Source organism: Caballeronia novacaledonica (genome assembly GCF_900258035.1).
Classification (GTDB): Bacteria; Pseudomonadota; Gammaproteobacteria; order Burkholderiales; family Burkholderiaceae; genus Caballeronia; species Caballeronia novacaledonica.
The window spans coordinates 156,668-182,018 of the sequence record NZ_OGTP01000007.1; the positions used below are offsets into that span (position 1 = coordinate 156,668).

General features: G+C 58.3%; 18 protein-coding genes. 14 read left to right on the top strand and 4 right to left on the bottom strand.

Annotation, left to right across the window (positions count from 1 at the left end; translation table 11 throughout):
• Positions 1-3: 3 nt before the first annotated feature.
• Complete coding sequence (locus tag NOV72_RS13045) at positions 4-1,236, bottom strand: NAD(P)/FAD-dependent oxidoreductase (protein ID WP_106855111.1); 1,233 nt, start codon at positions 1,234-1,236, stop codon at positions 4-6.
• Between the two features lie 249 nt (positions 1,237-1,485).
• Here NOV72_RS13045 and NOV72_RS13050 point away from each other — a divergent pair, with 249 nt between their 5' ends.
• The gene (locus NOV72_RS13050; RefSeq protein WP_106855003.1) at positions 1,486-1,788 is read left to right on the top strand and encodes a DUF4148 domain-containing protein; all 303 of its coding nucleotides are present in this window, start codon (positions 1,486-1,488) and stop codon (positions 1,786-1,788) included.
• 56 nt (positions 1,789-1,844) lie between these two features.
• Here the strand turns inward: NOV72_RS13050 and NOV72_RS13055 are convergent, their stop codons facing one another.
• Entirely contained in the window at positions 1,845-2,786 is a 942-nt protein-coding gene (locus NOV72_RS13055) for a LysR family transcriptional regulator (RefSeq protein ID WP_106855004.1), read from the bottom strand.
• A 112-nt stretch (positions 2,787-2,898) separates the two neighbouring features.
• Here NOV72_RS13055 and NOV72_RS13060 point away from each other — a divergent pair, with 112 nt between their 5' ends.
• The 3 genes from NOV72_RS13060 (at position 2,899) to NOV72_RS13070 (ending at position 6,619) form a co-directional block, all read left to right on the top strand.
• Complete coding sequence (locus tag NOV72_RS13060) at positions 2,899-4,410, top strand: CoA-acylating methylmalonate-semialdehyde dehydrogenase (protein WP_106855005.1); 1,512 nt, start codon at positions 2,899-2,901, stop codon at positions 4,408-4,410.
• Positions 4,411-4,589: 179 nt separating this feature from the next.
• The gene (locus NOV72_RS13065) at positions 4,590-5,504 is read left to right on the top strand and encodes a LysR family transcriptional regulator (RefSeq protein ID WP_106855006.1); all 915 of its coding nucleotides are present in this window, start codon (positions 4,590-4,592) and stop codon (positions 5,502-5,504) included.
• A 29-nt stretch (positions 5,505-5,533) separates the two neighbouring features.
• A complete protein-coding gene (locus NOV72_RS13070; protein ID WP_106855007.1) occupies positions 5,534-6,619 on the top strand; it encodes an NAD(P)H-dependent flavin oxidoreductase in 1,086 nt (361 codons plus the stop codon).
• Between the two features lie 131 nt (positions 6,620-6,750).
• Here the strand turns inward: NOV72_RS13070 and NOV72_RS13075 are convergent, their stop codons facing one another.
• Both NOV72_RS13075 and NOV72_RS13080 read right to left on the bottom strand, forming a co-directional pair.
• Positions 6,751-7,125: an ester cyclase gene (locus tag NOV72_RS13075; RefSeq protein WP_425428728.1), complete on the bottom strand. Its 375-nt coding sequence runs from the start codon at positions 7,123-7,125 to the stop codon at positions 6,751-6,753.
• A 30-nt stretch (positions 7,126-7,155) separates the two neighbouring features.
• Positions 7,156-8,709 (bottom strand): hypothetical protein, encoded by a 1,554-nt coding sequence (locus NOV72_RS13080; RefSeq protein ID WP_106855009.1) that lies wholly within the window; start codon positions 8,707-8,709, stop codon positions 7,156-7,158.
• 508 nt (positions 8,710-9,217) lie between these two features.
• Between NOV72_RS13080 and NOV72_RS13085 the strand changes: the two genes are divergently transcribed.
• The 10 genes from NOV72_RS13085 to NOV72_RS13135 all read left to right on the top strand — a co-directional run bounded on the left by NOV72_RS13085 (position 9,218) and on the right by NOV72_RS13135 (position 25,300).
• On the top strand, positions 9,218-11,452 hold the full coding sequence (locus tag NOV72_RS13085; RefSeq protein ID WP_106855010.1) for a GNVR domain-containing protein: 2,235 nt from the start codon (positions 9,218-9,220) through the stop codon (positions 11,450-11,452).
• A 50-nt stretch (positions 11,453-11,502) separates the two neighbouring features.
• Positions 11,503-12,708, top strand: coding sequence for a hypothetical protein (locus tag NOV72_RS13090; RefSeq protein WP_106855011.1), 1,206 nt, complete (start codon positions 11,503-11,505; stop codon positions 12,706-12,708).
• 28 nt (positions 12,709-12,736) lie between these two features.
• Positions 12,737-14,617, top strand: a complete 1,881-nt coding sequence (locus NOV72_RS13095) for a right-handed parallel beta-helix repeat-containing protein (RefSeq protein WP_106855012.1) — start codon at positions 12,737-12,739, stop codon at positions 14,615-14,617.
• Positions 14,618-14,683: 66 nt separating this feature from the next.
• A complete protein-coding gene (locus tag NOV72_RS13100; protein ID WP_245933015.1) occupies positions 14,684-15,808 on the top strand; it encodes a GlxA family transcriptional regulator in 1,125 nt (374 codons plus the stop codon).
• Between the two features lie 379 nt (positions 15,809-16,187).
• Positions 16,188-17,354, top strand: a complete 1,167-nt coding sequence (locus NOV72_RS13105; RefSeq protein ID WP_181291025.1) for a carboxylate--amine ligase — start codon at positions 16,188-16,190, stop codon at positions 17,352-17,354.
• A gap of 321 nt (positions 17,355-17,675) precedes the next feature.
• Positions 17,676-18,656, top strand: coding sequence for a GlxA family transcriptional regulator (locus tag NOV72_RS13110; RefSeq protein ID WP_106855014.1), 981 nt, complete (start codon positions 17,676-17,678; stop codon positions 18,654-18,656).
• A gap of 30 nt (positions 18,657-18,686) precedes the next feature.
• Positions 18,687-19,568 (top strand): polysaccharide deacetylase family protein, encoded by an 882-nt coding sequence (locus tag NOV72_RS13115; RefSeq protein WP_106855015.1) that lies wholly within the window; start codon positions 18,687-18,689, stop codon positions 19,566-19,568.
• Positions 19,569-20,471: 903 nt separating this feature from the next.
• Positions 20,472-21,707 carry a glycosyltransferase family 4 protein gene (locus NOV72_RS13125; protein WP_106855017.1) on the top strand — a complete coding sequence of 412 codons (1,236 nt, stop codon included), beginning with the start codon at positions 20,472-20,474 and terminating at the stop codon, positions 21,705-21,707.
• A gap of 98 nt (positions 21,708-21,805) precedes the next feature.
• Positions 21,806-24,034 carry a GNVR domain-containing protein gene (locus tag NOV72_RS13130; RefSeq protein ID WP_106855018.1) on the top strand — a complete coding sequence of 743 codons (2,229 nt, stop codon included), beginning with the start codon at positions 21,806-21,808 and terminating at the stop codon, positions 24,032-24,034.
• Positions 24,035-24,085: 51 nt separating this feature from the next.
• Positions 24,086-25,300: a glycosyltransferase family 4 protein gene (locus NOV72_RS13135; protein WP_106855019.1), complete on the top strand. Its 1,215-nt coding sequence runs from the start codon at positions 24,086-24,088 to the stop codon at positions 25,298-25,300.
• Positions 25,301-25,351 lie beyond the last annotated feature (51 nt).

Below are 25,351 nucleotides of genomic sequence, written 5' to 3' on the forward strand. Positions count from 1 at the left end.
GCGTCAATCGGCGCGTTCGGTGGGCGGCGGCGTTTGCACGACAGGCGCCGCCGCCCGAAACAGATCTTCGCGCGTGCCGTTTTTCGGCGGATAAATGCGCTCGCCGTTGATCGTGCGCTTCGTCGCCTTCGCCGTCGCGCCTTCGGAGACGAGCTTCCTGTCCCATCCTTCCGTATAGACCGCGCCCCACGGCCCGAGATCGCAGATGGTCGTGTACCAGTCGATCGATAGCGGCAGCATCTCCAGCCCGAAGAGATCGCAGGCGGCGTTGTTGCCCGCGTAACGTCCCATCGGCCGGCCATGCTGGCACGACATCACCGATGGCCGCGTGCCGTCGATCAGCACGCGCGCGCAATCGCCCGCCGCGAACACGCCCGGCACGCTTTCCGCGCGCAGAAACGTATCGACCGGCACGCGTCCGAGCGGATCGAGCGTGACCGGCAATTGCGCCGCGAGCGTGTTCGCGTGCATGCCGCCGCACCAGACGACCGTCGCCGCCGCGATGCGCTCGCTCGTGGCGCCGTCGTGCAGCGTCACGCTCTGGCCGTCGAGCGATTCGAGCGACACGCCGGCGCGCGTTTCGACATCGAGTGTAGTCAGCGCGCCTTCGATGACGAGCTGCGCGCCGCCCATCGATTGCGCGATCTTCGCCGAGCGATCCGCGAGCACGACGCGCACTTTGTCGCGATCGCCTTCCCCGACGATCTCGCGCAGCCGCGCGGGCAACTCCGCCGCGAGCTCGATGCCCGTCAACCCCGCGCCGACGACGACCGCCGTGTAGCGGCCCGGCGTATCGGGCAGCGCGGGCAAGGTCAGCAGATGTGCCTGCAGCTTGCACGCGCCCGCGTACGTATCGACGTCGAACGAGAAGCGGTCGAGACCGGGGATCGGCGGACGCACGAGCACGCTGCCCGCCGCGAGAATCAGCCGGTCGTAATCGAGCGATTCCGACGCGCCGTCCCGCTCGATCGTCACGCGGCGCGCCGCGCTGTCGATATCCGTCGCCTTCGCCTGGATCAGCCGCACGCCCGCGGGACCGAGCACGGTGTCGAGTTGCACGAGTGTCGGTTCGAGCGGCTGCTCGTAATTGCGCACCCGCACGCTGTGAAAAGGCACCGGATTGACGATGGCGACTTCGGCTTCACCGGTGCGGCCGAGTTCGTCCAGCTTGCGCGCGGCTGAAAGCGCGCTCGACAGACCGGCGAAGCCTGCGCCGATCACAAGGATTCGTTTCAAGGTCATTCCCCTGCATAAACGATCGTTCGTGCTATAGGCCGCGTACGGCGTGCGCTCTGCTAATGGTTATAGGCGATTCGCGAAGCGTTGGTTCCGCGAGGATTAGTCAGGTTTTCGCCAAAAGTGATTTCGCCGTTTAAGTATTTACCCTAGATCGCGCGATATCTAAACTCTGTTCAACGGTCGCGAACGAGCCAACCCAGCCAACGTAAGCGGCGATTCAAAAACTTCTGTACGGAGGAAAGCATCATGAACAAGTTCATCGGTATTGCAGCGGTCGCTCTCGCTTTTGCCGCTCCGGTCGCATCGTTCGCGCAATCGAATCAACCTTTGACGCGCGCGGAAGTTCGCGCACAGATCGTGCAACTGGAAAAGGCCGGCTATAACCCCGGCGTGATCAGCGACTCGAAGTATCCCGCCGACATTCAAGCGGCCGAAGCACGCGTCGCAGCGCAAAACGGCTATGGCGGCGTGTCGGAAGGTTCGGGGCAATCGGGCGCTCGCGTGAATGCGGTTCAAAACGACGTGTTCCCGACGTTCGCGCATCACTAAACCAAAACGAAACGCGCCCGCATCGATGCGGGCGCGTTTCGCCGTTTACGGACGGTTTAAAGCGGAAATCCACCCGCAAAAGTCTCGCGCAAATAACCGATGAAAAGCGCAACCGCGCGCGGCACATGCGGCGAATAAGGCCGCACCACGAATAGCTGATCGGCGAATGCGCCGACCGGCCGCCATTCCGGCAACAGCACGACGAGTTTGCCCGCTTGCACCGCGGCCTGCGCCGTGAAATCCGGCAGCAGCGCAATGCCGAGATCGTCGAGTGCGGCGTCGCGCAAAACTTCGCTGTTATTCGCCGAGAAGGGCCCGTTCACCGCGAGCGTATAAGGCCCGGTCGAACTCTTGCGGCCGCCCTTTCTCTGAAACGACCAGATGCTCGACGCCTGCGGCCGCGGATAAACGAGGCAATCGTGCGTGGCGAGATCGTTGGGCGTCATGGGCGTGCCGCGCCGCTTCAGATACGCGCGCGTCGCGACGATCACCGAATGCGTATCGCACAGCTTCCACGCGACATGCGTATCCGGAACCTGCGCGCTGTGCCGCACGGCGAGATCGAAACCTTCGGTCGCGATCGAACTCAATTTGTCCGATGCCTCCAGTTGCACGCGCACGTCAGGATGCGCGTGCAGAAATCCCGACATGCGCGGCACGAGTTGCTGCCGCGAAAAGGCCATCGGCGCGGTCACGCGGATCAGGCCGCGCGCGACGCCCGCCGTCTCTTTCACGCTCAGAAAACTCGACGCGATGCGCTCGTACTGCCCGCGCGTATCATCGACGAGCCGGCGGCCCGCCTCCGTGAAACGCACGCTGCGCGTCGTGCGCGTGACGAGCGGCACGCCCGCCGCGCGCTCCAGTTCCGCGATGCGCTGGCTCATCGCCGCTTTCGACACGTTCAGGCGCGCCGCCGCCGCCGTGTAGCTGCCCTGTTCCGCGAGCACGGTCAGCCAGTGCAAATGGGTCCAGAGACCTTCGATCTTTTGCTCGTCCATCAGCCGATTGTTTGCCAATATAAACAATGAGTTCAATCATAGCGCCTTTGCACGGAGCGCGACGCTTCCTACACTGTGTCCATAGCCAAACCAGTCAGTGAGAGGAGTCGAGATGCAAGCGTTCAACGATACGGCCGACGTGGTCCATTACATCCACGGCGAGCGCACGCATGGCTCGGCCACGCGCACGCAGCCGGTGTTCAATCCCGCGACGGGCGAGCGTCCGCGCAAGCTCGTGCTGGGCGAAGCCGCCGATGTCGACGCCGCCGTCGCGAGCGCGAAAGCCGCATTTCCGGCGTGGCGCGACATGCCGCCGATCCGCCGCGCGCGCGTCATGCTCAAGTTCCTCGAACTCATGAACAAGCATCGCGACGAACTCGCCGCGATCATCACCGCCGAGCACGGCAAGGTGTTTTCGGATGCGCAGGGCGAAGTGTCGCGCGGCATCGACGTGATCGAATTCGCGTGCGGCATTCCGCAACTGCTGAAGGGCGACTACACGGAACAGGTATCCACCGGCATCGACAACTGGACGACGCGCCAGCCGCTCGGCGTCGTCGCGGGCATCACGCCGTTCAACTTCCCGTGCATGGTGCCGTGCTGGATGTTCCCGGTCGCGATCGCGTCGGGCAACGCGTTCATCCTGAAGCCGAGCGAGCGCGATCCGTCGGCATCGTTGTTCATGGCCGATCTGCTGAAGCAAGCAGGTTTGCCCGATGGCATCTTCAACGTCGTGCAGGGCGACAAGGTCGTCGTCGATGCGCTGCTCACGCATCCGCAAGTGAAGGCGATCAGCTTCGTCGGCTCGACGCCCATCGCGAACTACATCTACGAAACCGGCGCGAAGCACGGCAAGCGCGTGCAGGCGCTCGGCGGCGCGAAGAATCACATGGTCGTGATGCCCGACGCGGACATCGAACAGGCTGTCGATGCGTTGATCGGCGCGGGCTACGGTTCGGCGGGCGAGCGCTGCATGGCGATCTCGGTGGCGGTGCTCGTGGGCGATGTCGCGGACAAGATCGTGCCGATGCTGGCCGAGCGCGCGAAGGCGCTCAAGATCAGGAACGGCATGGAATCCGACGCGGAAATGGGCCCGATCGTCACGCGCCAGGCGCTGGAGCGTATCGAAGGCTACATCGCTCTGGGTGTCGAAGAAGGCGCGAAGCTCGTCGTCGATGGACGCGGCTACAAAGTGCCGGGCCACGAGGACGGCTTCTTCACGGGCGGCACGTTGTTCGATCACGTCACGCCGGAGATGCGCATCTACAAGGAAGAAATCTTCGGCCCGGTGCTCGCGTGCGTGCGCGCGAAGGACTTCAGCGAAGCGGTCGATCTCATCAACGAACACGAGTTCGGCAATGGCGTCGCGTGCTATACGCGCGATGGCCATATCGCCCGCGAGTTCGGCCGACGCATCGAAGTGGGCATGGTCGGCATCAACGTGCCGATTCCGGTGCCGATGGCATGGCACGGCTTCGGCGGCTGGAAGCGCAGTCTCTTCGGCGACATGCATGCGTACGGCGAGGAAGGCGTGCGCTTCTACACGAAGCAGAAGTCGATCATGCAGCGCTGGCCCGAGAGCACGGAGAAGGGCGCGGAATTCGCGATGCCGACCGCGAAGTAATCGCCGGTCACGCTTGCAAGACGTCGCCCGCTTTTTCCTCGCAGGAAGAAGCGGGCGATTGTTCTTTGGGCTTTCGATCGATCTGTTCCCGCGCGTCACAACTCAAATGAAAGGGTGTCGGTTGACCGTGCGGCGGCAAGCGCGGAAGATGCAGCGACAACGACGCGAAGCCATTCGACATGCAGCGGCAATTCGACGATCTCCTTCTCGGCAGCATCGAACTCTTCTGTCTTGCGGCTGAACTCGGCAGCTTCACGCTCGCGGCAACGGCAGCGAGTGTCACGCCGGCGGCGGTGAGCCGCTCCGTCGCGCGGCTCGAAAAACGCCTGGACGTAAGGCTTTTCGTGCGCACGACGCGCCAGATTCGACTGACCGATGCGGGCCGGCGCTACTTCGAGCAATGCCGCGACGCGCTCAATCGTCTTGCGGAAGCGGAGCGCGAAGCGACCGGCCAGCAGACGACGCCAAAAGGCGCGCTGCGCATCAGCGTGCCGACGCCTTACGGCCACTATCGCATGCTGCCGCTGCTCGCCGAGTTCAGAAAGCGTTATCCCGATGTGACCGTCGAGGCGCATCTGAGCAACCGCAACATCGACTTCGCCGACGAAGGCTTCGATCTGGCGATACGCGGCCGCGCCCCGCGCGATTCCGGATTGATCGCGCGCAAGCTCGAAGATGCGGAACTGGTCGTGGTCGGCTCGCCGGCTTATCTGAAGCGCGCCGGCATGCCGAAGCGCATCGAGGATTTGCCCGAACACGAATGCATTCAGTTCGAGATGCCGAGCACCGGCCGCCCCGTGCCGTGGCTTTTCATGCAGAACAACGAGCCCGTCGAGATCACGACGCAAGGCGGCTACGGCACGTCCGGCGACGCGCTCGCTGGCATTCCGCTCGCGTGCCACGGCGCGGGCCTGTTTCAGACGTATCGCTTCACTGTCGAGGACGAATTGCGCGCGGGCACGCTCACCGAAGTGCTGCGCGAGTTCGGTGGCTGCAGCAGACCGTTCATCCTGCTGTATCCGCACGGCAGGCATTTGTCGTCGCGCGTGCGGGCTTTCGTCGACTTCGCCGTCGAACGACTCGCGCAGCGTTGAATCATGCAATATTTAAAGGATGCATATCCATGAGCAAGAACGCATTGACATCGCTACTCGGCATCGACACGCCGATCATTCAGGCGCCGATGGCAGGCGTCAGCACGCCTGCGCTCGCGGCGGCCGTATCGAATGCGGGCGGCCTGGGCTCGCTCGGCGTCGGCGCGATGAACGCGCAGGGCGCGCGCAAGGTGATTCGCGAAACGCGCGAGCTCACGAGCAAGCCGTTCAACATCAACGTGTTCTGTCACGCGCCGGCCAGCGCCGATGCCGCCGTCGAGAAGGCGTGGACCGAATGGCTCGCGCCCGTGTTCGCGCAATTCGGCGCGACGCCGCCCGCGAAGCTGAGCGAGATTTACACGAGCTTCGTCGTCGATGAGGCGATGCTCGACGTGTTCGTCGAAGAGAAGCCGGCTGTCGTGAGCTTTCACTTCGGCTTGCCGTCGAAGGAATTTATCCATGCGTTGCGCGGCGCGGGCATCAAACTGATTGCATCCGCAACTAATGTGCGTGAGGCGGAGCAGCTCGTCGCGGCGGGCATGGACGCGATCGTCGCGCAGGGCATCGAAGCGGGCGGGCATCGCGGCATCTTCGACCCGCAAGCCGACGACGACCACCTCGGCACCTTCGCGCTGACGCGCCTGCTCGCAAACACATTCGAAGTTCCGGTGATCGCGGCGGGCGGCATCATGGATGGCGCGGGCATCGCGGCGGCGCTGGCGCTCGGCGCGCAGGCGGCTCAACTCGGCACGGCGTTCGTGCCCTGCACGGAGACGTCGATCGATGAGGGGTATCGCCGCGCCATTCTCAGCGACGCGGCCAACCATACGACGTTCACTGCCGCCATCTCGGGACGCAAGGCGCGCAGCCTCGTCAACAAGTTCACCGAACTGGGGCGCGGCGCGCAAGCGCCTGCGATTCCCGCCTATCCCGTCACCTACGATGCGGGCAAGTCGCTGCACGCGGCGGCCAAAGCGAAGGGCGAATTCGGTTACGGCGCGCAATGGGCGGGGCAAGCGGCCGCGCTCGCGCGTGAATTGCCCGCAGCCGAATTGATGACGCGGCTGCAAGCGGAACTGCGGGAAAGCATCGCGGGCCTGCAACGATATGTGTAGTCGAAACGCTTCGTTGGTTGGGCGTTCTGTCGGTGCTTCAATGTTTCCGCCGCGCTCGTTGCGGCCTGCATCCGACAAATACAACCTAACGGAGCTTCTTCGATGCCGGATGCGTTTTTCACCGACGCCGCCTAAAGCTGTGCTTCGATCGCGGCTTTGTCGATGACGGACCAGACGGTGTCGATCTTGCCTTCGCGGAACTCATAGAAGACGTTTTCGCAAAAGACGACGCGTTTTCCGTCGATGCGCAGCCCCATGAAGACCGCTTTCGGCGCGCACTCGAAGCGCAATCGGGCAGCGATGCGCGGGGGTGCTTCAATCAACAGTCGAATATCGAAGAAGAGATCAGGGATCTCGCGGAAGTCCTTCTTCAGCATCTCGCGATAGTCGTCGAGCGTCAGCGCGCGCTCGTTGTAGTGCAACGTGTCATGAACGAATGTGCCGAGGTTCGGCCAGTCCTGCGCGTTCAGACAGGCGATGTATCCGCGATAGATATCTGAAAGTATCAATTGCACCCCGCGACAGATAGCGTCGTATCAGCTACATACTTCGTCGCCATCATACTTGAGCGTGGGGGAATAATCGATTGCTCCACGGTTCTTCAGCAAACGGGACAATTCGTCGAAGTTCGGATAAGCGGGGGATAACGCATAAATGTCGAAGCGCTGACAGCCCGGACGTCTTGTCGATGCTTCGGAAGAATAGGCGCAGAGATGCGAGGCCGAACAGGCGATCCCGTTCATCAGAACCGGAACCAGAAGGACTTTGTATTGCTTCTCCGTCATGTAGCTGGTCATAACATGGCAGAGATTGTCCCAGGAACGCGGTGGATTCGAGGGTAAGGATATCGGATTGCTAAGGAGTCCAATCTTGCAGTGCGCGACGATCAAATCATAGGAACCTGCATCGATTTCCCGATAATCGACAAGCTTGTGGGCATACTGCGGCGTGTTGAGTCCCCAGGCATCGTGTGTGACCCAATTACTGTGATAGGCGAGTCGCCCCGCTTCGGTCACGAGCATCTTGCCTTCGAGCCGGGCGAGATCCTGCGAGACGTAGGAGTACGTTTCCGAACTCGATTCCGCGACGGTTTCCGCCGTCTCGGCAGTGATCTTGATTCCGCACGCGACCGACAGGATCGTGAACAGGACCATCGGACGAAGTTTCGTTTCCCGACTTAACAGCAACAGGGTGCCGAAGAACATCGGAGCAAGAAAGCGATTGCCGACGTTCTGTTCGAGTCTCATCCAGCTATAGAACACGCAGGGAAGAAAGAAGAGCCACGCGAGGCGGCGCAGCAGTCGCGCACGGTCTTCCGACATCCACGACGCAGGGACAATGGGCGCGAATGCCGACAATACATACAGCCCCGAATAGCCATAGAAGAGAATCAGGTTGCGGTCTCCGGCAGACTTCACCAGGAAGGGCAAAGGCAGCAATTCCGAAAAGTACCACGCCCGCCAGCCGAAGTAGATGAGACCCGGCACGCACAAATAGAGCAAGAAGTTACGAAGTTCCTTGCCGAGGGCACCGCGGCTGTGTCCTTCCACCAGTCGCAGGAGCACGGGGCCAGCCGCCCATACGACGCCATCGGGGCGAATGAGGCACAGCAGAAGAACCCACCCGTAGAAGGAAGCTTGCGGACGCATGCTCGCCGTCAGGCAGAGGACATAGACCGCACAGAAGAGCAGCGGGCCGAAGCCTTGAAGAGCCGCGTACAGGTATGGGGTAAGAAGCAAACCGAATAGGGCAATGATCCGGCGAGCACTGTCTTTCAACTGCGACAGGATGATCAATGCACCGGCGAAGTTCAACGCGAGAGCGGAAAGGAATTCGGGAACGCCGGCTTTTTTCAGGGCGGCGATCATCAGCATCCATAGAAAGTCCGTTGCACCTTCTATGGGAATTCCCGAGTGCCCATAGCTGATGACTCCGGTCTGCGCAAGACTTTTCGCATACTCGAAGAGGATGACGGCATCCTCTGTCGGGACCGCATACATGTACGCCAGCCAGAACAGCGGCAACATCGCCACGGCGCACAGCGCTAGCGTGAGCGTAGTCGGAGCAGTCTGCCGGAAAGTAATATCCATGACGGTCCCTGTACGATGCCAGCCCGCAGGATCATGGTGTGAAGCGACGTCCGGATGACCGCTAAGCCATGTCGAACACGAATTGGGGGCAAGCCGGCGAAACAGATCATAGACCGCGCTTTTTAAGGATGCTGGACAACATATTGGCTATTTTCGCCCATCGTCGAAGATGGAAAACTCCACTTGACAGCGCCAAGCTGGTTCGACGATTGTTCCTCGAGGACTGGTGAAATTCGACGAGCAAGTCTTGCTGCGCCAGGCGAAGCGAACACAATGTGCACTGTTAGTCTGCACTCCGCAGCGTGCCTTCCATTTCGTTTCCTCCAGCGTTGCGCGCTAAAAATCAGATGAAAGTCATCAGTGCAACGCCAAGCTTTTATGCGATGTATTGGGCAAGCATTGCGCTCGACGGCAAAAGCAAAACGAGAAGGCTAGTGGCTTTCTGACCCATGACGTGTCACGCGAATCGGCCGCTCTGAAGGTATTTCCCGGCCATTGGAGAGCGAACATGCACCGCGACAGTACATCGTTCGAAAAAGGCTATCCCGACGAAGATCCGCCAGCGCGATTCGCAAATTATCTCGACACGATCTACGACAACCGCAAACTGATCGCCGTGATTACGGCGGCGGTGCTGGCACTCGGCATCTTGTACGCATTTCTGGCACAGCCGATCTATCGCGCGGACATGCTCGTGCAGGTCGAACAAAGCGCCGATTCGTCGGCGACGACGAAGAACATATTGGGCGACGTCTCTTCGATGTTCGACGTCAAGACAGCGGCATCGGGCGAGACGCAGGTTATCGGCTCGCGTTCCGTGGTGAGCCAGGTGGTCGACAAGCTGCATTTGTTCATCGAGGCAAAGCCGCGCTATTTTCCCGTTATCGGACGCTGGCTCGCGGAGCATTCGGATTCCCTCTCGAAGCCGGGCCCGTATGGTTATGCCTGGAGCAAGGAACGAATCGAGGTCTCGCAGTTCGACGTGCCGCGGCAGTTATACGGGCGTCTGTTCGTACTGACCCGAGGACCGGGCCGCGACTACGAACTGCGATATCGCGACATCGCATTGCGAGGGACGATCGGCGAAGTATTGCAGGCAACGACCATTCATGGACCTGTCACGCTGCTCGTCGATAGTATCGATGCGATGGACGGCGCGTCGTTCACGCTACGGCGCTTGTCGCCTGTCGTCACTACGGAAAAGCTGCGCAAGGAACTGGCGATCGAAGCACCGGCCAAGGATTCGAACGTCATCGGCGTGTCACTGACCGGCCCCGATCCGCAAAAGATCAGCGAGATCCTGGCCGCTATCGGAGCGGAGTATGTCAGCCAGAACGTGCGACGTAAATCCGAGGAAGCGGAACGCTCGCTCGCGTTTCTTCAAGCGCAGTTGCCGGAGTTGAAGCATAGCCTGGATAGTTCGGAAACGCGCTTGAATACCTATCGTGCGACTCACGGCACGGTCGATCTCGGTGAGGAAGCGACGAATCTGCTTCAGCGTTCGGTCACGGCGCAGACGAAGCTCATGGAGCTTGAAAAGAAACGCGGCGAATTGCTTGCCCGCTATACGGACGACCATCCGTCGATACGTGCCATCGATGCACAGATTCAGATTGCGCAGCGCGAAGCGGACGACGTAGGTCGCGCGACGCGCATGCTGCCCCCGCTGGAGCAAGACGTCCTTCGACTTCAGCGCGACGTGACGGTAGGCGCCGGGCTTTACACCACTTTGCTGAACACGTCCGAGCAACTCAAGCTGGTCAAAGCGGGAAAAGCGGGCAACGTCCACCTCATCGATATCCCTGCAGTACCCGAAGAGCGGATTCGCCCAAAACCGGTGCGCATCATTGCGGCATCGTTGGTGCTCGGCCTGTTCCTTGGCATTCTGACATCGTTGGCGCGTGTGCTCGTGTTCGATGCAATCGACGATCCGCACGAAATCGAAATGCGCACTGGACTGCCGGTCTTTGCCAGCGTCGCATACAGCCGGCGAGAGGAAAAGCTCAACCGCATCCGACGTCGCTCCGGCATGAAGAACATGTTATTGGCGAGCGATTCGAAGGGCGATCATGCGATCGAAAACCTGCGCGGCTTGCGTGCGGCGCTGGAGTTCGCGATGCAAAAGGCGCGCAACCGTGTGGTGCTCATCTCAGGCCCTACGCCGGGCGTCGGCAAGTCGTTCATCGCGCTGAACCTCGCCGCCGTCATGGGTGCGTCGGGCAAGCGCGTGCTGCTCGTCGATGCCGATATGCGACGAGGGGTTTTGCATGGCTATATGGGCGGCGATCGGGGACCGGGGCTATCCGACCTGATGCAAGGCACGTCGCGCAGCGAAGAGATTATCCGGTCGACCGCGCTGGCGGGCGTCGATTTCCTTCCAGTCGGAAATCTGATTTCGAGTCCGAGCGACGTGCTCTCGCGTCCCGACCTGCAAGCGCTGGCGAGCGAACTCGCTGCGGCGTATGACGTTGTTCTTCTGGATGCGCCGCCGGTGCTTTCCGCGCCCGACGCTGTGCAGTTGGCGTGTCTTTCGGGCGTCACTCTGCTCGTCGCGCGACAAGGCGTGACCGGACTCGGCGAACTGCGCGAATCGATACGTCGATTCACAAAGATCGGGCTTGCAGTGCGTGGCGTGGTCGTGAACGGGCAACGCCTGCGGCCCGGCCGTTATAGCTACGACTACGGACGTTACCGCTATTCGAACCGAACCTACAAGCGGCGCGAGACCGAAATGGTGCAGTGACAGCGTCTTGTCCCATTGTTTAGACGACAATCAGAGTAAGGCAGTCAGCCATGGCCCGAGCGAAAATAGCGCAATTCATATTCTGGGCAACCGTGATCGTTGCGCTCTTGTACTCGTCGTATCGCTATCCGTTGCAGATCAATTCCGCGCAAACCAGCCCGACGTATTCGGATACGCCGCCGCTGTTGCAGGCGGCCAAATACTTGATTCTTGTGGTTGCGTGCGTAGTAATCGCATTCGTAGCTGGCGGATTGCATATTCCACGACGCAGGTTGGGTTTCATAGCGGTGTATCTCATGCTGTTGACGTGGCCAATCGCTCATTTCGTGTTCGACAGCGATGCGAAACATCTCGCCCTCCCTATCGTTGCGGGCGTTGCATTCTTCATTTCGTTATCGGTGCGCGGTGTGACGCTGAAGGCAATCGACGCATTCATGAAGTTCACGCTGTACTTTTCGCTCGTCGTCAATCTCATACAGATGATTCTGTTCTATTCGATCGGGCGACTTCCCGCTCTGGCATACGAAGATACATTGGCCGTCAGATTCGGCAGTTTTTTGGATGATCCGAATGGGTTTGCGGCTTTGTCATTCCTCCTGCTCGGGTACGCCTATTCCTTGCCGAAGACGATGATGAATCGGCTTTGCATTCTCGGCGTGATCTTGTCCATATTTTTTTCACAGTCGCTTACCGCGATAGCTTTCCTTGCACTTTTGATCGGCCTATGGGGACTCACGAATCATTTCAAGGCGACCTTATTCCTTTTGATGATCGGTTGTCTTGCCGTATTCCTGCCATACCTTTTCAACGGTTTTAATCTAGACGGAAACGGATTGCTGGATGTCGTTTTTGCGTCGAAGCAGGCGAGCTCGGATGCGCATTTCGCTTCGTTCAGCCTCGATAAGCTCGCCGACATTTCCGTGTGGATTCTTGGCGGGGACGATTACCTGATATCGGAATCTTGGTGGGTGACCTCGTTGAATAACTATGGGTTGATCTGGACGGCATCGCTGCTGCTCATGCTGACGGCATTCTTGTGGAAACTCTACGTTATTTTCAATGAAGCGCGTAGCCAAAGGGTGAGGCGTGTGACCCTGTCTGTTCTATTGTTTTCAATCTATGTCGTGGCTGCATCGTTCAACTTGCCGTTTCTGACCGTGTTCCCTATCAATTTTATCCTCATGTTATTCGTCTCTATCTTTATGCTCGATAAGCTGCAGGAACACGAAGCGGTGGAAAGCTTCGCGCCGATTTGAGTACCGAAAGACCGCACTGATATCCCCAATGCACGTCTGGCTCGCAATCCCGATCTACGCAGCTATGAAAAGGTTATGGCACTGGTTCGCAATCGCAGTTCTCGCGTACGGCAACGTGGCCTTCTCCCAGGACGCTTCCGTTCCTGGACGCAGCGAGACGAGACGCCTTTCGTCGTCTTCGGAGACGGGCACTGCCGGTTATCGATCGGCGGCGGCAAACGCGATCGCAAAAAAAATCAGCAGTAGATTCCGTTCGAGCGTGGAATGCCATGCCGACTTCGCAGCCGATAACACGGGTACGACCGACGCGACTAAAGCGCTCAACAAATGCTTTGCCGCAGGCGGAAAAGTCAGGCTAAAGGCTGGTATCTACAAGATATCGTCCTATCTGCTCGTGCCGGCGAATACGTTCGTCACGGGCGACGGACCTACCGCCACGATCATTCGATTGAGCGCGAATGTCCCGCTCCATGTGCCCTGGGGCAGCCAGGATCAGCATCAAATCATGCTGATAAACGGCGACAATGCGGGCGTGTTCAACCTGCAAATCGACGCGGATGGTTTCAAGGGCTGTGGCATTGGTGTCTGGTACTTCGCAAATAACTTTATCGGCGGCAACGACATACGGAATTGCGGGAGCAGCGCGCAGGGCATCCTTCAATCAGGTTCAAGCTATCAGTATGTTTATAACAATCACATTTTCAACACAATGCACGGCATGCAAATCTGGCAGGTTACGCACGGCCAGTATTCCGACAACGTGATCGACACAGCCGCCGAGGGCGGATTTTTTGAGGCCGACAGCGAAGATTTGATCGTCTACGGTAATTCGATCTCGAATTGCGGCGATGTCGGTCTCGACGCAGAGGGCGGCGTGGACGTGATTCTCATCGGCAACACGGTGCGGAATGCAAAGTTCGGAGAGCTGAGCTATTTTGGAAATGGAACCGGATCAGGCCGCATTCCGAGAAACATCGTGTTTGTGAACAATGTTGCTTATCGCACGCCTGTTTATCTCGCGGGCGCGGCACAGACGTCCGAACCGACGAGCACAGAGGCCGGCGGCATCATGCTGGCGAGTTCGACCGACGGCGAGACGGGCATCGTATTCAGCAATAACGCGGTTCATGCAACGGGGCGTACGGCCTTGTGGGCAAACGATCAGGGCGCAGGCGTGCGGACAGGCTTCGAGATCGTCCACAACGAGCTCACGAGCGACGACAGACTGTTCACGTTCCAACGTGCGTCGGGCGCCGTGATCAGAGATAACCATCTGCACGGCCTGTCTGGGGCCGAAATACATGAAGGCGAATGGAAGAATCCAGATGGCGGCGCATTCGTGAATAACACATTCGACTATGACGTCACAAAAAGCAAAGGCTACGCGTTGCGTTATTACACGGACGTGGCTATCGCCACGAGCCCGATGATCGCAGGAAACGTCTGTCACAATTGCGGCGTATTTGCATTCGAACACGACCCCTATAACTCAGGCGTTCCGGCGATTGTCCATGACAATGCCTTTTCCGATACATGGCAAGCGAACGGAGGCGTTCATGCGACTTCGAATGGATATCCGTTATACCGCGGGCAGCGGCTGCTAATCTCGTTCTCCGGCGTGAAAACCGCGAGTCTCGATCTGTCAACGCTGACAGCGTTGGGCGGCTCGCTGACGCGCGCACGTATGACGTTGCGGGTTTCGTCAACGGGCGCGCCGGGCAACACCTACGATCTGACGCGGCCTGCGGGCGCGGTGATCATCTCGCACAGCGGCTCGGGTGCGGGACCGGGCGTTGGCGCGAGTACGACCCGTTACGCATCGTTTTCGGGGGAAGTGATCAGGCTCAACGGCATCACCGCACAAACGGTGACGGGCTATCTGACGCTCGATCTGACATCTTCCCAGTGATAACTTCGAGTGCTCTATTTCCAGCGGTACTAAAAGTTATCCTATTGAGCCAGCTATTCAAGGCACGTGAATACTCCGAAGAATAAAAATAGATCGAGAGTTCTTTCATATGGATATCTATGGATCCGCGCATCGACGAAATATTTTGTAACCTGTATTCTTCCGGCTGAGATCGACTCCCCGCACATTTTTCAGAAGCTATCTGCATTCCCTACGAACAATCAAACTGGAGGCTACGTGATGTCGACTCCACGTCCTGTCATCAAGAATGCAGCCATCTCCAGCGACGACATTCGTTCGCAACAGTCCGCGGGAGCGATCAAGCGTATCGGAATCGTTTTATACGACGGATTTTCGTTGCTCGCGGCCGGCATGCTGGCCGAAGCACTTCACGCCGCAAACGAGTTACAGGCCGAAGGGTCGAAACATGCATTCACGTATAGCGTGAAGCTCATATCGGCGAGTGGTGGTACGGTACCCGGTTCATCGTCGATATCGGTGTGGACCGAAGCGTGGGGCGATGAGCAGTTCGACGGCATCGATGTGCTTTTCGTCGCGGGCGGAAACGGCGTGGCGCGCGCCTTGGCCGATGAAGCCTTCGTGGCACTTCTGCGCAAGCTCTGTGAAAAGAGCGTGAGCATTGCGGCGATCGGCAATGGTCACATATTGCTGTCCGCCGTGGGCGTGCAGCAGCGCGAATTGCAGTCGATGACGCGCGATAGCGATCAGGCGTTGATGAGTTCACTCGCCCTTCTCAAGAAGGACCTGGGGCCCGAAATCGCTGTGCGCGTGGCCCATCGTCTTGGCCTGGGCGCGGACATCTCGCCGGACGGAGAGATGGAAGACCTGCAAGCAACGACGTTGAGGGAAAAGGTGTGCGCGTCGGCACGCTGGATCACGCAGAACTGTGCAAAGCCGATATCGATCGTCGATGCCGCGCGAATGTCCGCGATGAGCGAACGTAACTTCCTGCGTCTCTTCAAACGGGAAATCGGCGTAACGCCTTTGCAATATCTTTTGCGCGCGCGGCTCGACCTCACGTGCAAGCTGCTGAAGAGCACGGATCTCCCCGTCGATAAGATCGCGCGCAGGACCGGTCTCAGCAATGGAGAGCGACTGTCGAAGTTGTTTCGCAAGGAGTTTTCGATGTCGCCATCCGAGTTTCGGACACAGAGCCGCAATGCAGAATAATGCGGCAGCTGTGACAGTTGTGTGGCGTACGAGGCAGCACCGTAGAGCGCATTCTTTGCACACTCAAAAAAGTATCGGCGTGCGGTAGAAGGAAACGTGCGCTACGCCACATTCGTCGCTTTTGATCTAGCAAATGCGATGGTTTTGACCTAGGCTTTCCCTTGCGAAAAATTCCAAGAATACGGTTACTACCGCGCTGGGTTAGTAGACCGAACGAACAACAATAGTGTGTCCCCAAGTCACATTCGATCGATACCATCCGAGACACGACGCGGCGATCGTCCTTTACACAAAATAGTGTTTGGATAGGCGGGCGACCTCGAGGCGTCGTCTTTCATTTTTTGTTCACTTTGCATAACGAAATAAAAAGGGCAAATTCATGGAAATCAAGGCGACTTACGGCCAGGCCGCCGAGGCAGTCGTGCTCGGAGGTACGCTCAACGGACTTGGTGTTGTACGGTCGTTGGCACGTGCCGGCATTCCCGTCACCGTAGTGGGTACGCGATTCACCGGGGCAGCATTGTGGTCGCGTCATGCATCGCCGCGGCTGGTCAGAGCGTATATCGGCGATAACTTCACCGAGGACATGATCAAGCTGGGAAAGACTTTCTCGAAACGTCCCGTTCTTTTCCTGGCCGATGAAGAGTGCGTCCGTTCGGTATCCGAGAATCGAAATGAACTCGCCAATTGGTTCATTTTCCGTTTACCGACCAGCCAGTGTACCGACACCGCGAGCGATAAAGCCAGCTTTCACGAGTTCGCGCTGAAGCACGGCTTTCCGGTTCCTCGCTCCATTACTCTGGAATCCGGGCCGGACGCGGACAGGCTCGAGGCTATGACCTTTCCCTGCATCCTCAAACCTGACGACAAGCGTCAGGTTCTGAGGGGCAAAGCGAAACGGGTCGTGAAGGCCGAGTCGTTGGACGAGGCGCGCACGCATGCGCTCTCGATGTTGAGCGCTGGAATAAGAATCGTTGCGCAGGAGTGGGTCGAAGGGGCCGACTCCAACATCTACTTCACGCTGTTCTACCGCGGTCGTGAAGGCCGAAAGGTAGCCGCTTTCACGGGGCGCAAGCTACTCAGCTTTCCGCGTCACGTCGGAAGCACTGCGATCTGCGTCGCAGCGGACGAAGTGCGCGACGTGCTCGAACCGATGACCCTGCGATTTGCGGAATGTGCCGGCCTCGATGGCATGGGAAGCATGGAATACAAGTGGGACGACATACACAAGAAGTTCACGATGATCGAGCCGACCGTCGGAAGAACGGATTGGCAGGAGGAGATCGCCACATTGTGCGGCATAAATATTCCTGCGGCCGCTTATCGGCATGAGCTCGGCTTGCCGCCGATAAGCGAAGTGGTCCAAGGCGCGAATATGACATGGCGAGCGACGGTCGTGGACCGGGTTCCGCGTCATTTGCGCACGATAGGCAGCGTGCTGATAGACGGATACTTTCGGTGGGACGACCCGTTGCCCGCACTTCAGCACTATTGCGTCGTCAATCCGCTTCGCCATCTAGTGCGCAGATGGAAGACGCCGAAGTGACTACGCCGACGACGCGTCGAGCGAGCCGGCGCGTCGTTCTCTACGCGATTTCATAAGTCATACGGAACATTCGCTTCCGTAGAAAGGCTGCAAAGCTTACTTGTCAAGCGGGACACACGTTAGCCGAAATGTGCGTTTTCCCACGGATAGCCGGAATATGAGCGTGCAGTATCGGACGGTTCTTTGCGGACAAGCTTATCTGATCCGTACCGACGCTCCAACCAGTGGCCTCTTTCCCTTCAATGCGCCTGAAAAAAAATCGGGCGGCAGAATGCAGCGGGCGCAGTTCTGCGAGTACGAACTTGCGAGGAACATACGGCTATGGCACGCGCTATCTCATTTCATGATGCAAGCCTGAGTGGGAGATCCGAAATATCTGGCCGGCCCATCGTCAAGCATGTAGGCATCGTTCTTTATGATGGATTCTCTCTCATAGGAGTCGGCACCCTGATCGAAATTCTGAAGATCTCGAACGAATTGCAAGAGTCCATGAAAGGAGAGAATCTTACGTATAAGATTTCTCTTCTGTCGGCTCGCGGAGGGGTAGTGACAAGTTCCTCGTCCATCTGCGTCGGCACAGAATCCCTGCACGGACAGCGCTTCCGCGCTTGCGACGTGTTATACATCGCGGGTGGAACCGGGGTGTCGGAAGCATTGGCAAACGAAAGACTTATTGAACTGCTGAAGTCCGCGCCCTCCGGGAACGCAGCCATCAATGGGCTGGGCAGCGGACATGCACTTTTGGCGGCCTCTGGCCTGTCGTGCGAGACATGCGCATTGCAAGGGCGCGATTTATTCGCGCATGACTACCCGGTTCGCACTCGGGATGAGCGCAGCCATGCCTTGATCTATGCGCTGGACTTGCTCAAACGAGATCTTGGCTATGACATCGCATCGTCGGCTGTCGAGCGTCTACTCGACAATCAACACGTGTCGATCATGCTGAGCGAAATGGGCACGCCGACCGCGGCCGAGAAGACCCAGGAATCTGCGCGCTGGCTGGAACGCAATTGCGGCAAACAGGTTTCGGTGGTGGACGCCGCCCATACCGCCGCAATGAGTGGACGGAACTTTTCACGTCATTTCAAACGCGAAATGGGTCTCACGCCTTCACAGTACTTGCTGAACGCGCGTATGAAGCTTAGCTGCGAGTTGCTCGCGAATAGCGAGCTTCCCATCGACAAGATCGCTCGGCGGACGGGCCTGAGCAGTGGAGAGCGGTTATCAAAGTTATTCAGAAAGCAGTTCTCCATGTCGCCAGACGAATTCCGCGCACGGAAACGAGAAGAAAGCATAAGCTAGCCACAACCTTCGAGGGACGGGAGGACAGACATGACCGCCAAGGCAGTCCTGCAAAACGTTTTCGCACGCGGCATTATGACTTTCGGGTTCGACGTCGCTTCGCGCCGCCTTCTATGGCGCGATCGCGTTGCGGTTCTGCTGTACCACGATCCGAAGCCGGAGGTACTGGATGAACATCTGACGCACTTGAAAACGCTTTGCGAGGTTATCCCGCTCAATCAGGTGGCCTCGCAGGGAAACGGACGTCCCAGAGCGGCCATTACATTCGATGACGGGGTTGTGGGCAACGCGGATCTGCTGCCGGTATTCGTCAAACACAAGGTTCGTCCGACGATTTTTCTCTGCAGCCAATTCGTCGGTCGGCCTGCAGTGCACTGGTGGCTGCTGCCCGTTGCGAAAGAGGCCGGCATCGAGCGACTCAAGCGCATGAGTAATCAGGAGCGTTTGGCCGAACTCGAGAAATATGGCGTCAATCAGATTCACGAAGACGAAGCGACCGGCCTGACAGCCGAACAACTCGAAGAAATGCGGCCATTCGTGGATTTTCAGGCACATACACGCTTTCACCCGATCCTGACTCGTTGCGATGAACGGGAGTGCGAGCAGGAGATCTCCGTTTGCAAGCTGGAAATCGAATCCATGCTCGGCATCGAATGCGAGCATTTCGCGTATCCCAATGGCAATTACACCGACCGCGAAGTCGGATTCGTGAAGGCCGCAGGTTATAAAACGGCCCGTACATGTGATCTCGGCTGGAACGACAATCGCAGCGATCCATACCGTCTTAAAACCATAGTCATCGACGATGACGCCACGCTTCCGTGGTTCGCGGCACAGTTGACGGGAATTCCGGTTTTCCTGCGATATGTCCGCCACGCTCGCAATCTTTCCGGATATTCGCCGCAATTCTAATCAAGACTGGGCGCGCCGTCTGCGGGAGCTGACGGTTGAAAACGATCTCGCCGCCTTGGAATAATGGTCAAGACTCAGACATTGCGTCGATTAAAGCGTAAATATTGACCTCGTGCGTCGCGCGACGGAGGGCGCCAGAGACGAACATGATCGATAGAACGTCCGGCAGCAGAGAAAGTCCGTCGCGGTCGCCGCACGATTGCAGACGCTGCACAGCAGAATCCGAACCTTCCAAAATTAGCTCGCGCATGTCAGCGATTGCATAACAAAACCTGTTCGCTGCGGCTTCTCGCTTGGTGTCCGCCGATGCATCGCCAAAGCTCTCCCGGTCTGAAATCGATATGGTTGGCAGGATTAACCAAGGCGTTGGCGAGAAAATTTCCGTCCATAAAGTAAGCTATGGACAATGATGCATTGCGGATGTTCCTGATGAACGACGCAAGAACACGGGATGGTCCGATTCTCACTCATACAAATTAGCGCGATCGATCGCATATCAATGTCGTTTCGATCACGCTGTCGAAACCGGCTGTGCTTGGCCAACGAAGTCGGTCGTTGGCAGTACGGATCCGGATTCGTTTCAAGTTATCTTGGCGCGTCCAGCTATGGCGGTGGAAAGCATGCGTCGATACAAGTCATGTATTTATATTTAGGAATACATATTCAAAATGCCGTTCGGATGCACTCGTCGAGTGACTTTAGATATGGATTACGCTTCACGCCAGGCGGTTAGCTGGCAAGACATCTCACGTTTCACGAGGGAGGCCATCGACATTACCTAAGACGTTGGTCGATCATCAGATAAAGAGCAGATAAGCGCAATATCGACTGGGTGGTTCGAAGAGGCTGTCCTGTCAGAACGATGAAGCTTGGTCGAAGATGTTCTAAAACCGGATTAAAGCTATGAACAACAGGAAAGTAGCGATTGTCCACGAGTGGTTCGCCGTTGTGGCGGGTGCAGAGCAGGTCGTGGGGCAGATGCTGGACCTCTTCCCGCAAGCCGATGTGTTCTTTATCGTCGCGAAGCCCGATACTGTCGAACGCACCGAGTTTCTTCGTGGCAGGAAAGTGACTACCTCGTTCATTCAGAAGCTGCCGGGATCTCGGGATTCCTATCGGCGCTATCTGCCGTTGATGCCAATGGCGGTCGAGCAATGGGATCTCTCCGCGTACGACATCGTCATATCGAGTGCCCACGCCGTGAGCAAGGGCGTGCTGACCGGACCGGATCAACTGCATATCAGCTATGTGCACTCACCCATGCGTTATGCATGGGACCTGCAGCATCAATACCTTCGGGAATCGGGTCTGACAAAGGGCCTGAAAAGCATGCTAGCGAGATGGATGCTGCACAAGTTGCGGATCTGGGATTATCGGACCGCAGCCGGGGTGGATCATTTCGTCGCCAACTCGGGGTTTATCGGCAGGCGTATCAAGAAAGTGTACGGGCGCGAAGCCATTGTTATCTATCCTCCCGTCGATGTTCACACGTTCGAGTTGTGTACGGAGAAAGAAGACTTTTATCTCGTTGCTTCTAGGCTGGTGCCGTACAAGCGCGTGGATCTGGTGGTCGAAGCATTCTCCGCGATGCAGGACAAGCAGTTGTTCGTGATCGGCGACGGGCCGGAAATGAACAAGATCAAAAAGCTAGCCGGGCCCAACGTCAAGGTTCTGGGCTATCAGCCTCTTCCGGAGCTGAAGCGATACATGCAGCGCGCGCGCGCCTTCGTTTTCGCCGCCGAGGAGGACTTTGGAATCACGCCGGTCGAAGCGCAGGCTTGCGGAACGCCGGTGATAGCGTATGGAAAAGGTGGATCGCGAGAGACGGTCGTGCATAGCAGCGATGAGCGCCGGCGCACAGGCATTTGGTTCGAGAATCAGACTGTCGATTCCATCATCGATGCGGTCTACCGTTTCGAGCAATTTCCGGACGGCATATCGCCAGCCGTGTGCCGTGCTCACGCGGAGAGGTTTTCCGCTGCCCGATTCAGAGACGAGTTTCGATCGTACGTCGATGCATGCTGGGCGCAGTTCAACGCTTCGAGAAACCTGGAGAGCATTGCGGGTACGCGAGCCGCTCGGACCTTCTATGATCAATCGGACAATCGGCTTGGCGAGATGACGTTAGAAAGTCGTTGAGCGATCGAAGACATCATAAGAATTCGAATACCTTTTTTGTCTCACGCCCGGTTTGTGCGGCGAGTTACCAGACAAATGTTGCATGCGATGGGGAAAGCATGAAAAAGGCAATCGATGTTGTCGGTCTGGCCGGCGCAGGAGGAAAACAGTCCTCACATATCGGACTGCATCTCGACGCGATCTATGACAGCAAGAAGCTGATCGCCGTCGTGACAGGATCGGCGCTGCTGATCGCGGCAGCGTATCTTTTCCTGGCGGCACCGGTCTATCGCGCCGATATTCTCATTCAATTTCAGAAGACCGATAGTACGAGTGTCCCGAAGAACATCTTGAGCGATGTTTCGTCGATGTTCGATAGCAAGCCGGACTCTCCTGGAGAGATGGAAGTGCTCGGCTCGCGGCTCGTCGTAGCACAGGCAGTGGACAAGCTCAATCTGGCGGTCGTCGCGACTCCGCGTTATTTCCCGCTGATCGGGCGGCAGATCGCGACTTGGAGCGATACGGTCTCGACGCCGGGACCGCGCGGCTATGTGTGGGGCGCGGAGCGCATCGACGTCGGCGAATTCGAGACTCCGTCGCAGTTCTACGGCCGGAAGTTCAAGCTGAAAAAGCTCGATGCCAGGCGATACGAGGCATCGTTTCGAGACTTTCGTTTTCAGGGGGTGATCGGGCAAACCACGGAGGCGTCGACGCCTTTGGGTCCGATCGTGTTGCGCGTCGACGCGATGGACGCAAACCCCGGCGCGACCTTCGACCTCACGCGCAATTCGCCCGTGGCGGCGGTCGAGGCGTTGCGCAAGAAGTTGTCCATCAGCGATAAAGGGAAAGAGTCGAACATCATCAAGGCGTCGCTCGACGACGCCGATCCCATCCGCGCCGCGGCTATCCTCAACGCGGTTGCGAGCGCGTATGTCGAGCAGGAAATCGAGCGCAAATCCGGAGAGGCGGCACGCTCGATCAAGTTTCTTGAAACGCAACTGCCGGATTTGAAACAGCGGGTCGAAGCGTCCGAAGCGCTATTCAATCAATTTCGCGCGAGCCACGGGACGGTGAATCTCGGCGACGAGGCTGCGAGCCTGTTGAAGCGCACCGTCGAGGTTCAAAAGACGCGCGTCGATCTCGAACAGAAACGCAACGACCTGCTCGCACTTTATAAGAGCGATCATCCGGCTGTGCGCGCAGTCGATGCGCAGTTGCGGGTGGCGCAGAAGGAACTGGATTCTCTCGCCAGTCAGTCGCGCACGCTGCCGCCGATGGAGCAGGACATGTTGCGCCTGCAACGCGATGTGCAGGTCAATAGCACCTTGTACACCTCGCTGCTGAACACTTTTGAGCAGCTTCGCGTGGTCAAGGCTGGGAAGCTCGGTAACGCGAGGCTCGTGGATTCCGCCGTGGTTCCTGACCAGCCGTTCTGGCCGAAGCCGACGCTCGTGATGGTCGTCGCGTCGCTCTTTGGATTGTTGTCGGGCATTGCTATCGCGTTGACGCGCAAACAGCTTTTCGATGCGGTCAACGAGCCGTCCGAGATCGAGGAGAACATTGGCCTTCCCGTGTATGCAACGGTGCCTTACAGCCCGCACGAGGCTCGCCTGACGAAAGCGATTCGCACGCCTCAGTCCAAGGGTGGCCTCCTCGCGACCTCGTCCGTCATCGATCCCGCCATCGAAAGCATTCGCGGGTTCCGGACCGCAGTGGATCACGCGCTGACCAATGCGCGAAATCGCGTGGTGCTCATCACCGGCCCTACGCCGGGAATCGGCAAGTCGTTCATCACCGTCAATCTCGCTGCGATCCTGGGCGCCGCCGGAAAGCGCGTTTTGCTGGTCGATGCCGACTTGCACAGAGGCGACCTGCACCGGCATTTCGCGATCAAGCCGGGCCTCGGCTTGTCCGATTTGCTATACGGATCTTGTACGCCGCAAAACGTGATTCATCTGGATGTATGCCCCGGCGTCGATTTCGTCTCTTCCGGCACGCAGTTTCCGAGCCCGAGCGATCTGTTCGCGCGCCCGAAGGCACACTCCGTCATCGAGCGTCTGGGCGCCGGCTACGACGTGGTGCTGCTCGATGCGGCGCCCATCCTTCCTACCGATGCGGCATTGCAACTGGCCAGTCTCGCGGCCACGACGTTCCTCGTCGCGCAGCAAGGCGTGACGGGTGTCGGTGAATTGCGCGAGTCGATGCGCAGACTCGAACGGATCGGTCTGTCCGTGCACGGCGTCGTCGTCAACGGCATGAAGCTCAGATCGGGACGCCGCAGCTATGGCTATGGCAGATATCGTTACTCCGCCGAGAGTTACGAACTGAAGATCACCAGAAAAGCATGACTGGTGAAGCCGTCTCCGAAGATCACCGACAGCAACGCATAGGCGGCCGACATGAAGATAGCTTTCGTTAGCGGGTTATATCCACCGGCAATTATCGGCGGAGCGGAAATCGTCTTGCAAACGCTGGCCGAGGGCGTTCGAGACCGTGGCCATGAAGTGCTGGTGCTGACCACGAAAGAAGGTGGAGACATCGAGCGCGACAGGGTGAATGGCGTATCCGTCATTCGCGTGCCGATCAAGAACATCTATTGGCACGGGAGTAAAGCGCCCCGGAAGCTGTGGAAGAAAATGATCTGGCACGCGATGGATTCGGTGAACCTGCGCATGTCGTCGATAGCAAGAGACATACTGAAAGAAGAGCGGCCCGATGCGATGAACGTGCATGTTATCGAAGGGTGGTCGGCGGGCGTGCTCGCGGTCGGCAAATCGCTTGGCATCCCGACCGTGCAGGTGCTGCATAGCGCGAATTTCATGTGCCCAAACTCCAACATGTGCCGCAATGAGCGCAACTGTGAGACGCAATGCATTAGTTGCAAGGTGCTTCGCGTCGCGCACAGGTCGATATCGAATAACGCGGACGCGGTTGTCGGCGTCAGTCAGTTCGTGCTCGATCGGCATCTTTCGGCGGGCTTTTTCGCGCGGGCGAAGCGTCGCGTGGCGATTCACAACGTGCGTAACCTGAATTTCGCCGATATCGGGCCGCTCCCGAAGGACGCCAGCGCGGAACGGAAGTTCGTGTTCGGCTTTATCGGCGGAATCAGCCCTGTCAAGGGTGTTGGCGTGCTGATAGACGAATTTCAGTCGCTCGGCGAAACGAACGCCGAGTTGTGGATTGCCGGGAGAGGACAGCCGCAATACGAGGCTGAATTGAAGAGTCGCTGCTCGACTTCGCGAATTCGCTTTCTCGGCTATCAAAAGCAGGCGGATTTCTTTCCACACGTCGACGCCCTGATTGTGCCGAGCCTGTGTCAGGACACGCTTCCGACAGTCATACCCGAAGCCTTCGGCTTTGGTTTGCCCGTCATCGGCGCGAGGCGAGGCGGAATCCCGGAAATGATCAAGGATGGATGCAATGGCCGTCTCTTCGAGCCCGAGAATCAGGGCGAACTCCGGACGATCATGACCCGCTTCCTGCAAGGAGAAGAGGATCTCGACGGCATGCGATGCGCTGTCAAGGAGTCGGCGAGCGATTACTCGAACATCGGAGGCTGGGTCGATAAGTACGTTCGTCTGAATGCGGACCTCATCGCTTCACGAGGTGAATGATTTCTAAAATCGGCTGATCCGCCCTGAGTGTTGAAAGCGAGGAGCAGACAT

Bases quoted from the DNA above. Each gene is read 5' to 3' on its own strand.
- NOV72_RS13050 (WP_106855003.1), top strand. From the start codon at position 1,486: ATGAACAAGTTCATCGGTATTGCAGCGGTCGCTCTCGCTTTTGCCGCT.
- NOV72_RS13055 (WP_106855004.1), bottom strand. From the start codon at position 2,786: ATGGACGAGCAAAAGATCGAAGGTCTCTGGACCCATTTGCACTGGCTG.
- NOV72_RS13060 (WP_106855005.1), top strand. From the start codon at position 2,899: ATGCAAGCGTTCAACGATACGGCCGACGTGGTCCATTACATCCACGGC.
- NOV72_RS13065 (WP_106855006.1), top strand. From the start codon at position 4,590: ATGCAGCGGCAATTCGACGATCTCCTTCTCGGCAGCATCGAACTCTTC.
- NOV72_RS13070 (WP_106855007.1), top strand. From the start codon at position 5,534: ATGAGCAAGAACGCATTGACATCGCTACTCGGCATCGACACGCCGATC.
- NOV72_RS13080 (WP_106855009.1), bottom strand. From the start codon at position 8,709: ATGGATATTACTTTCCGGCAGACTGCTCCGACTACGCTCACGCTAGCG.
- NOV72_RS13085 (WP_106855010.1), top strand. From the start codon at position 9,218: ATGCACCGCGACAGTACATCGTTCGAAAAAGGCTATCCCGACGAAGAT.
- NOV72_RS13090 (WP_106855011.1), top strand. From the start codon at position 11,503: ATGGCCCGAGCGAAAATAGCGCAATTCATATTCTGGGCAACCGTGATC.
- NOV72_RS13095 (WP_106855012.1), top strand. From the start codon at position 12,737: ATGCACGTCTGGCTCGCAATCCCGATCTACGCAGCTATGAAAAGGTTA.
- NOV72_RS13105 (WP_181291025.1), top strand. From the start codon at position 16,188: ATGGAAATCAAGGCGACTTACGGCCAGGCCGCCGAGGCAGTCGTGCTC.
- NOV72_RS13110 (WP_106855014.1), top strand. From the start codon at position 17,676: ATGGCACGCGCTATCTCATTTCATGATGCAAGCCTGAGTGGGAGATCC.
- NOV72_RS13115 (WP_106855015.1), top strand. From the start codon at position 18,687: ATGACCGCCAAGGCAGTCCTGCAAAACGTTTTCGCACGCGGCATTATG.
- NOV72_RS13125 (WP_106855017.1), top strand. From the start codon at position 20,472: ATGAACAACAGGAAAGTAGCGATTGTCCACGAGTGGTTCGCCGTTGTG.
- NOV72_RS13130 (WP_106855018.1), top strand. From the start codon at position 21,806: ATGAAAAAGGCAATCGATGTTGTCGGTCTGGCCGGCGCAGGAGGAAAA.
- NOV72_RS13135 (WP_106855019.1), top strand. From the start codon at position 24,086: ATGAAGATAGCTTTCGTTAGCGGGTTATATCCACCGGCAATTATCGGC.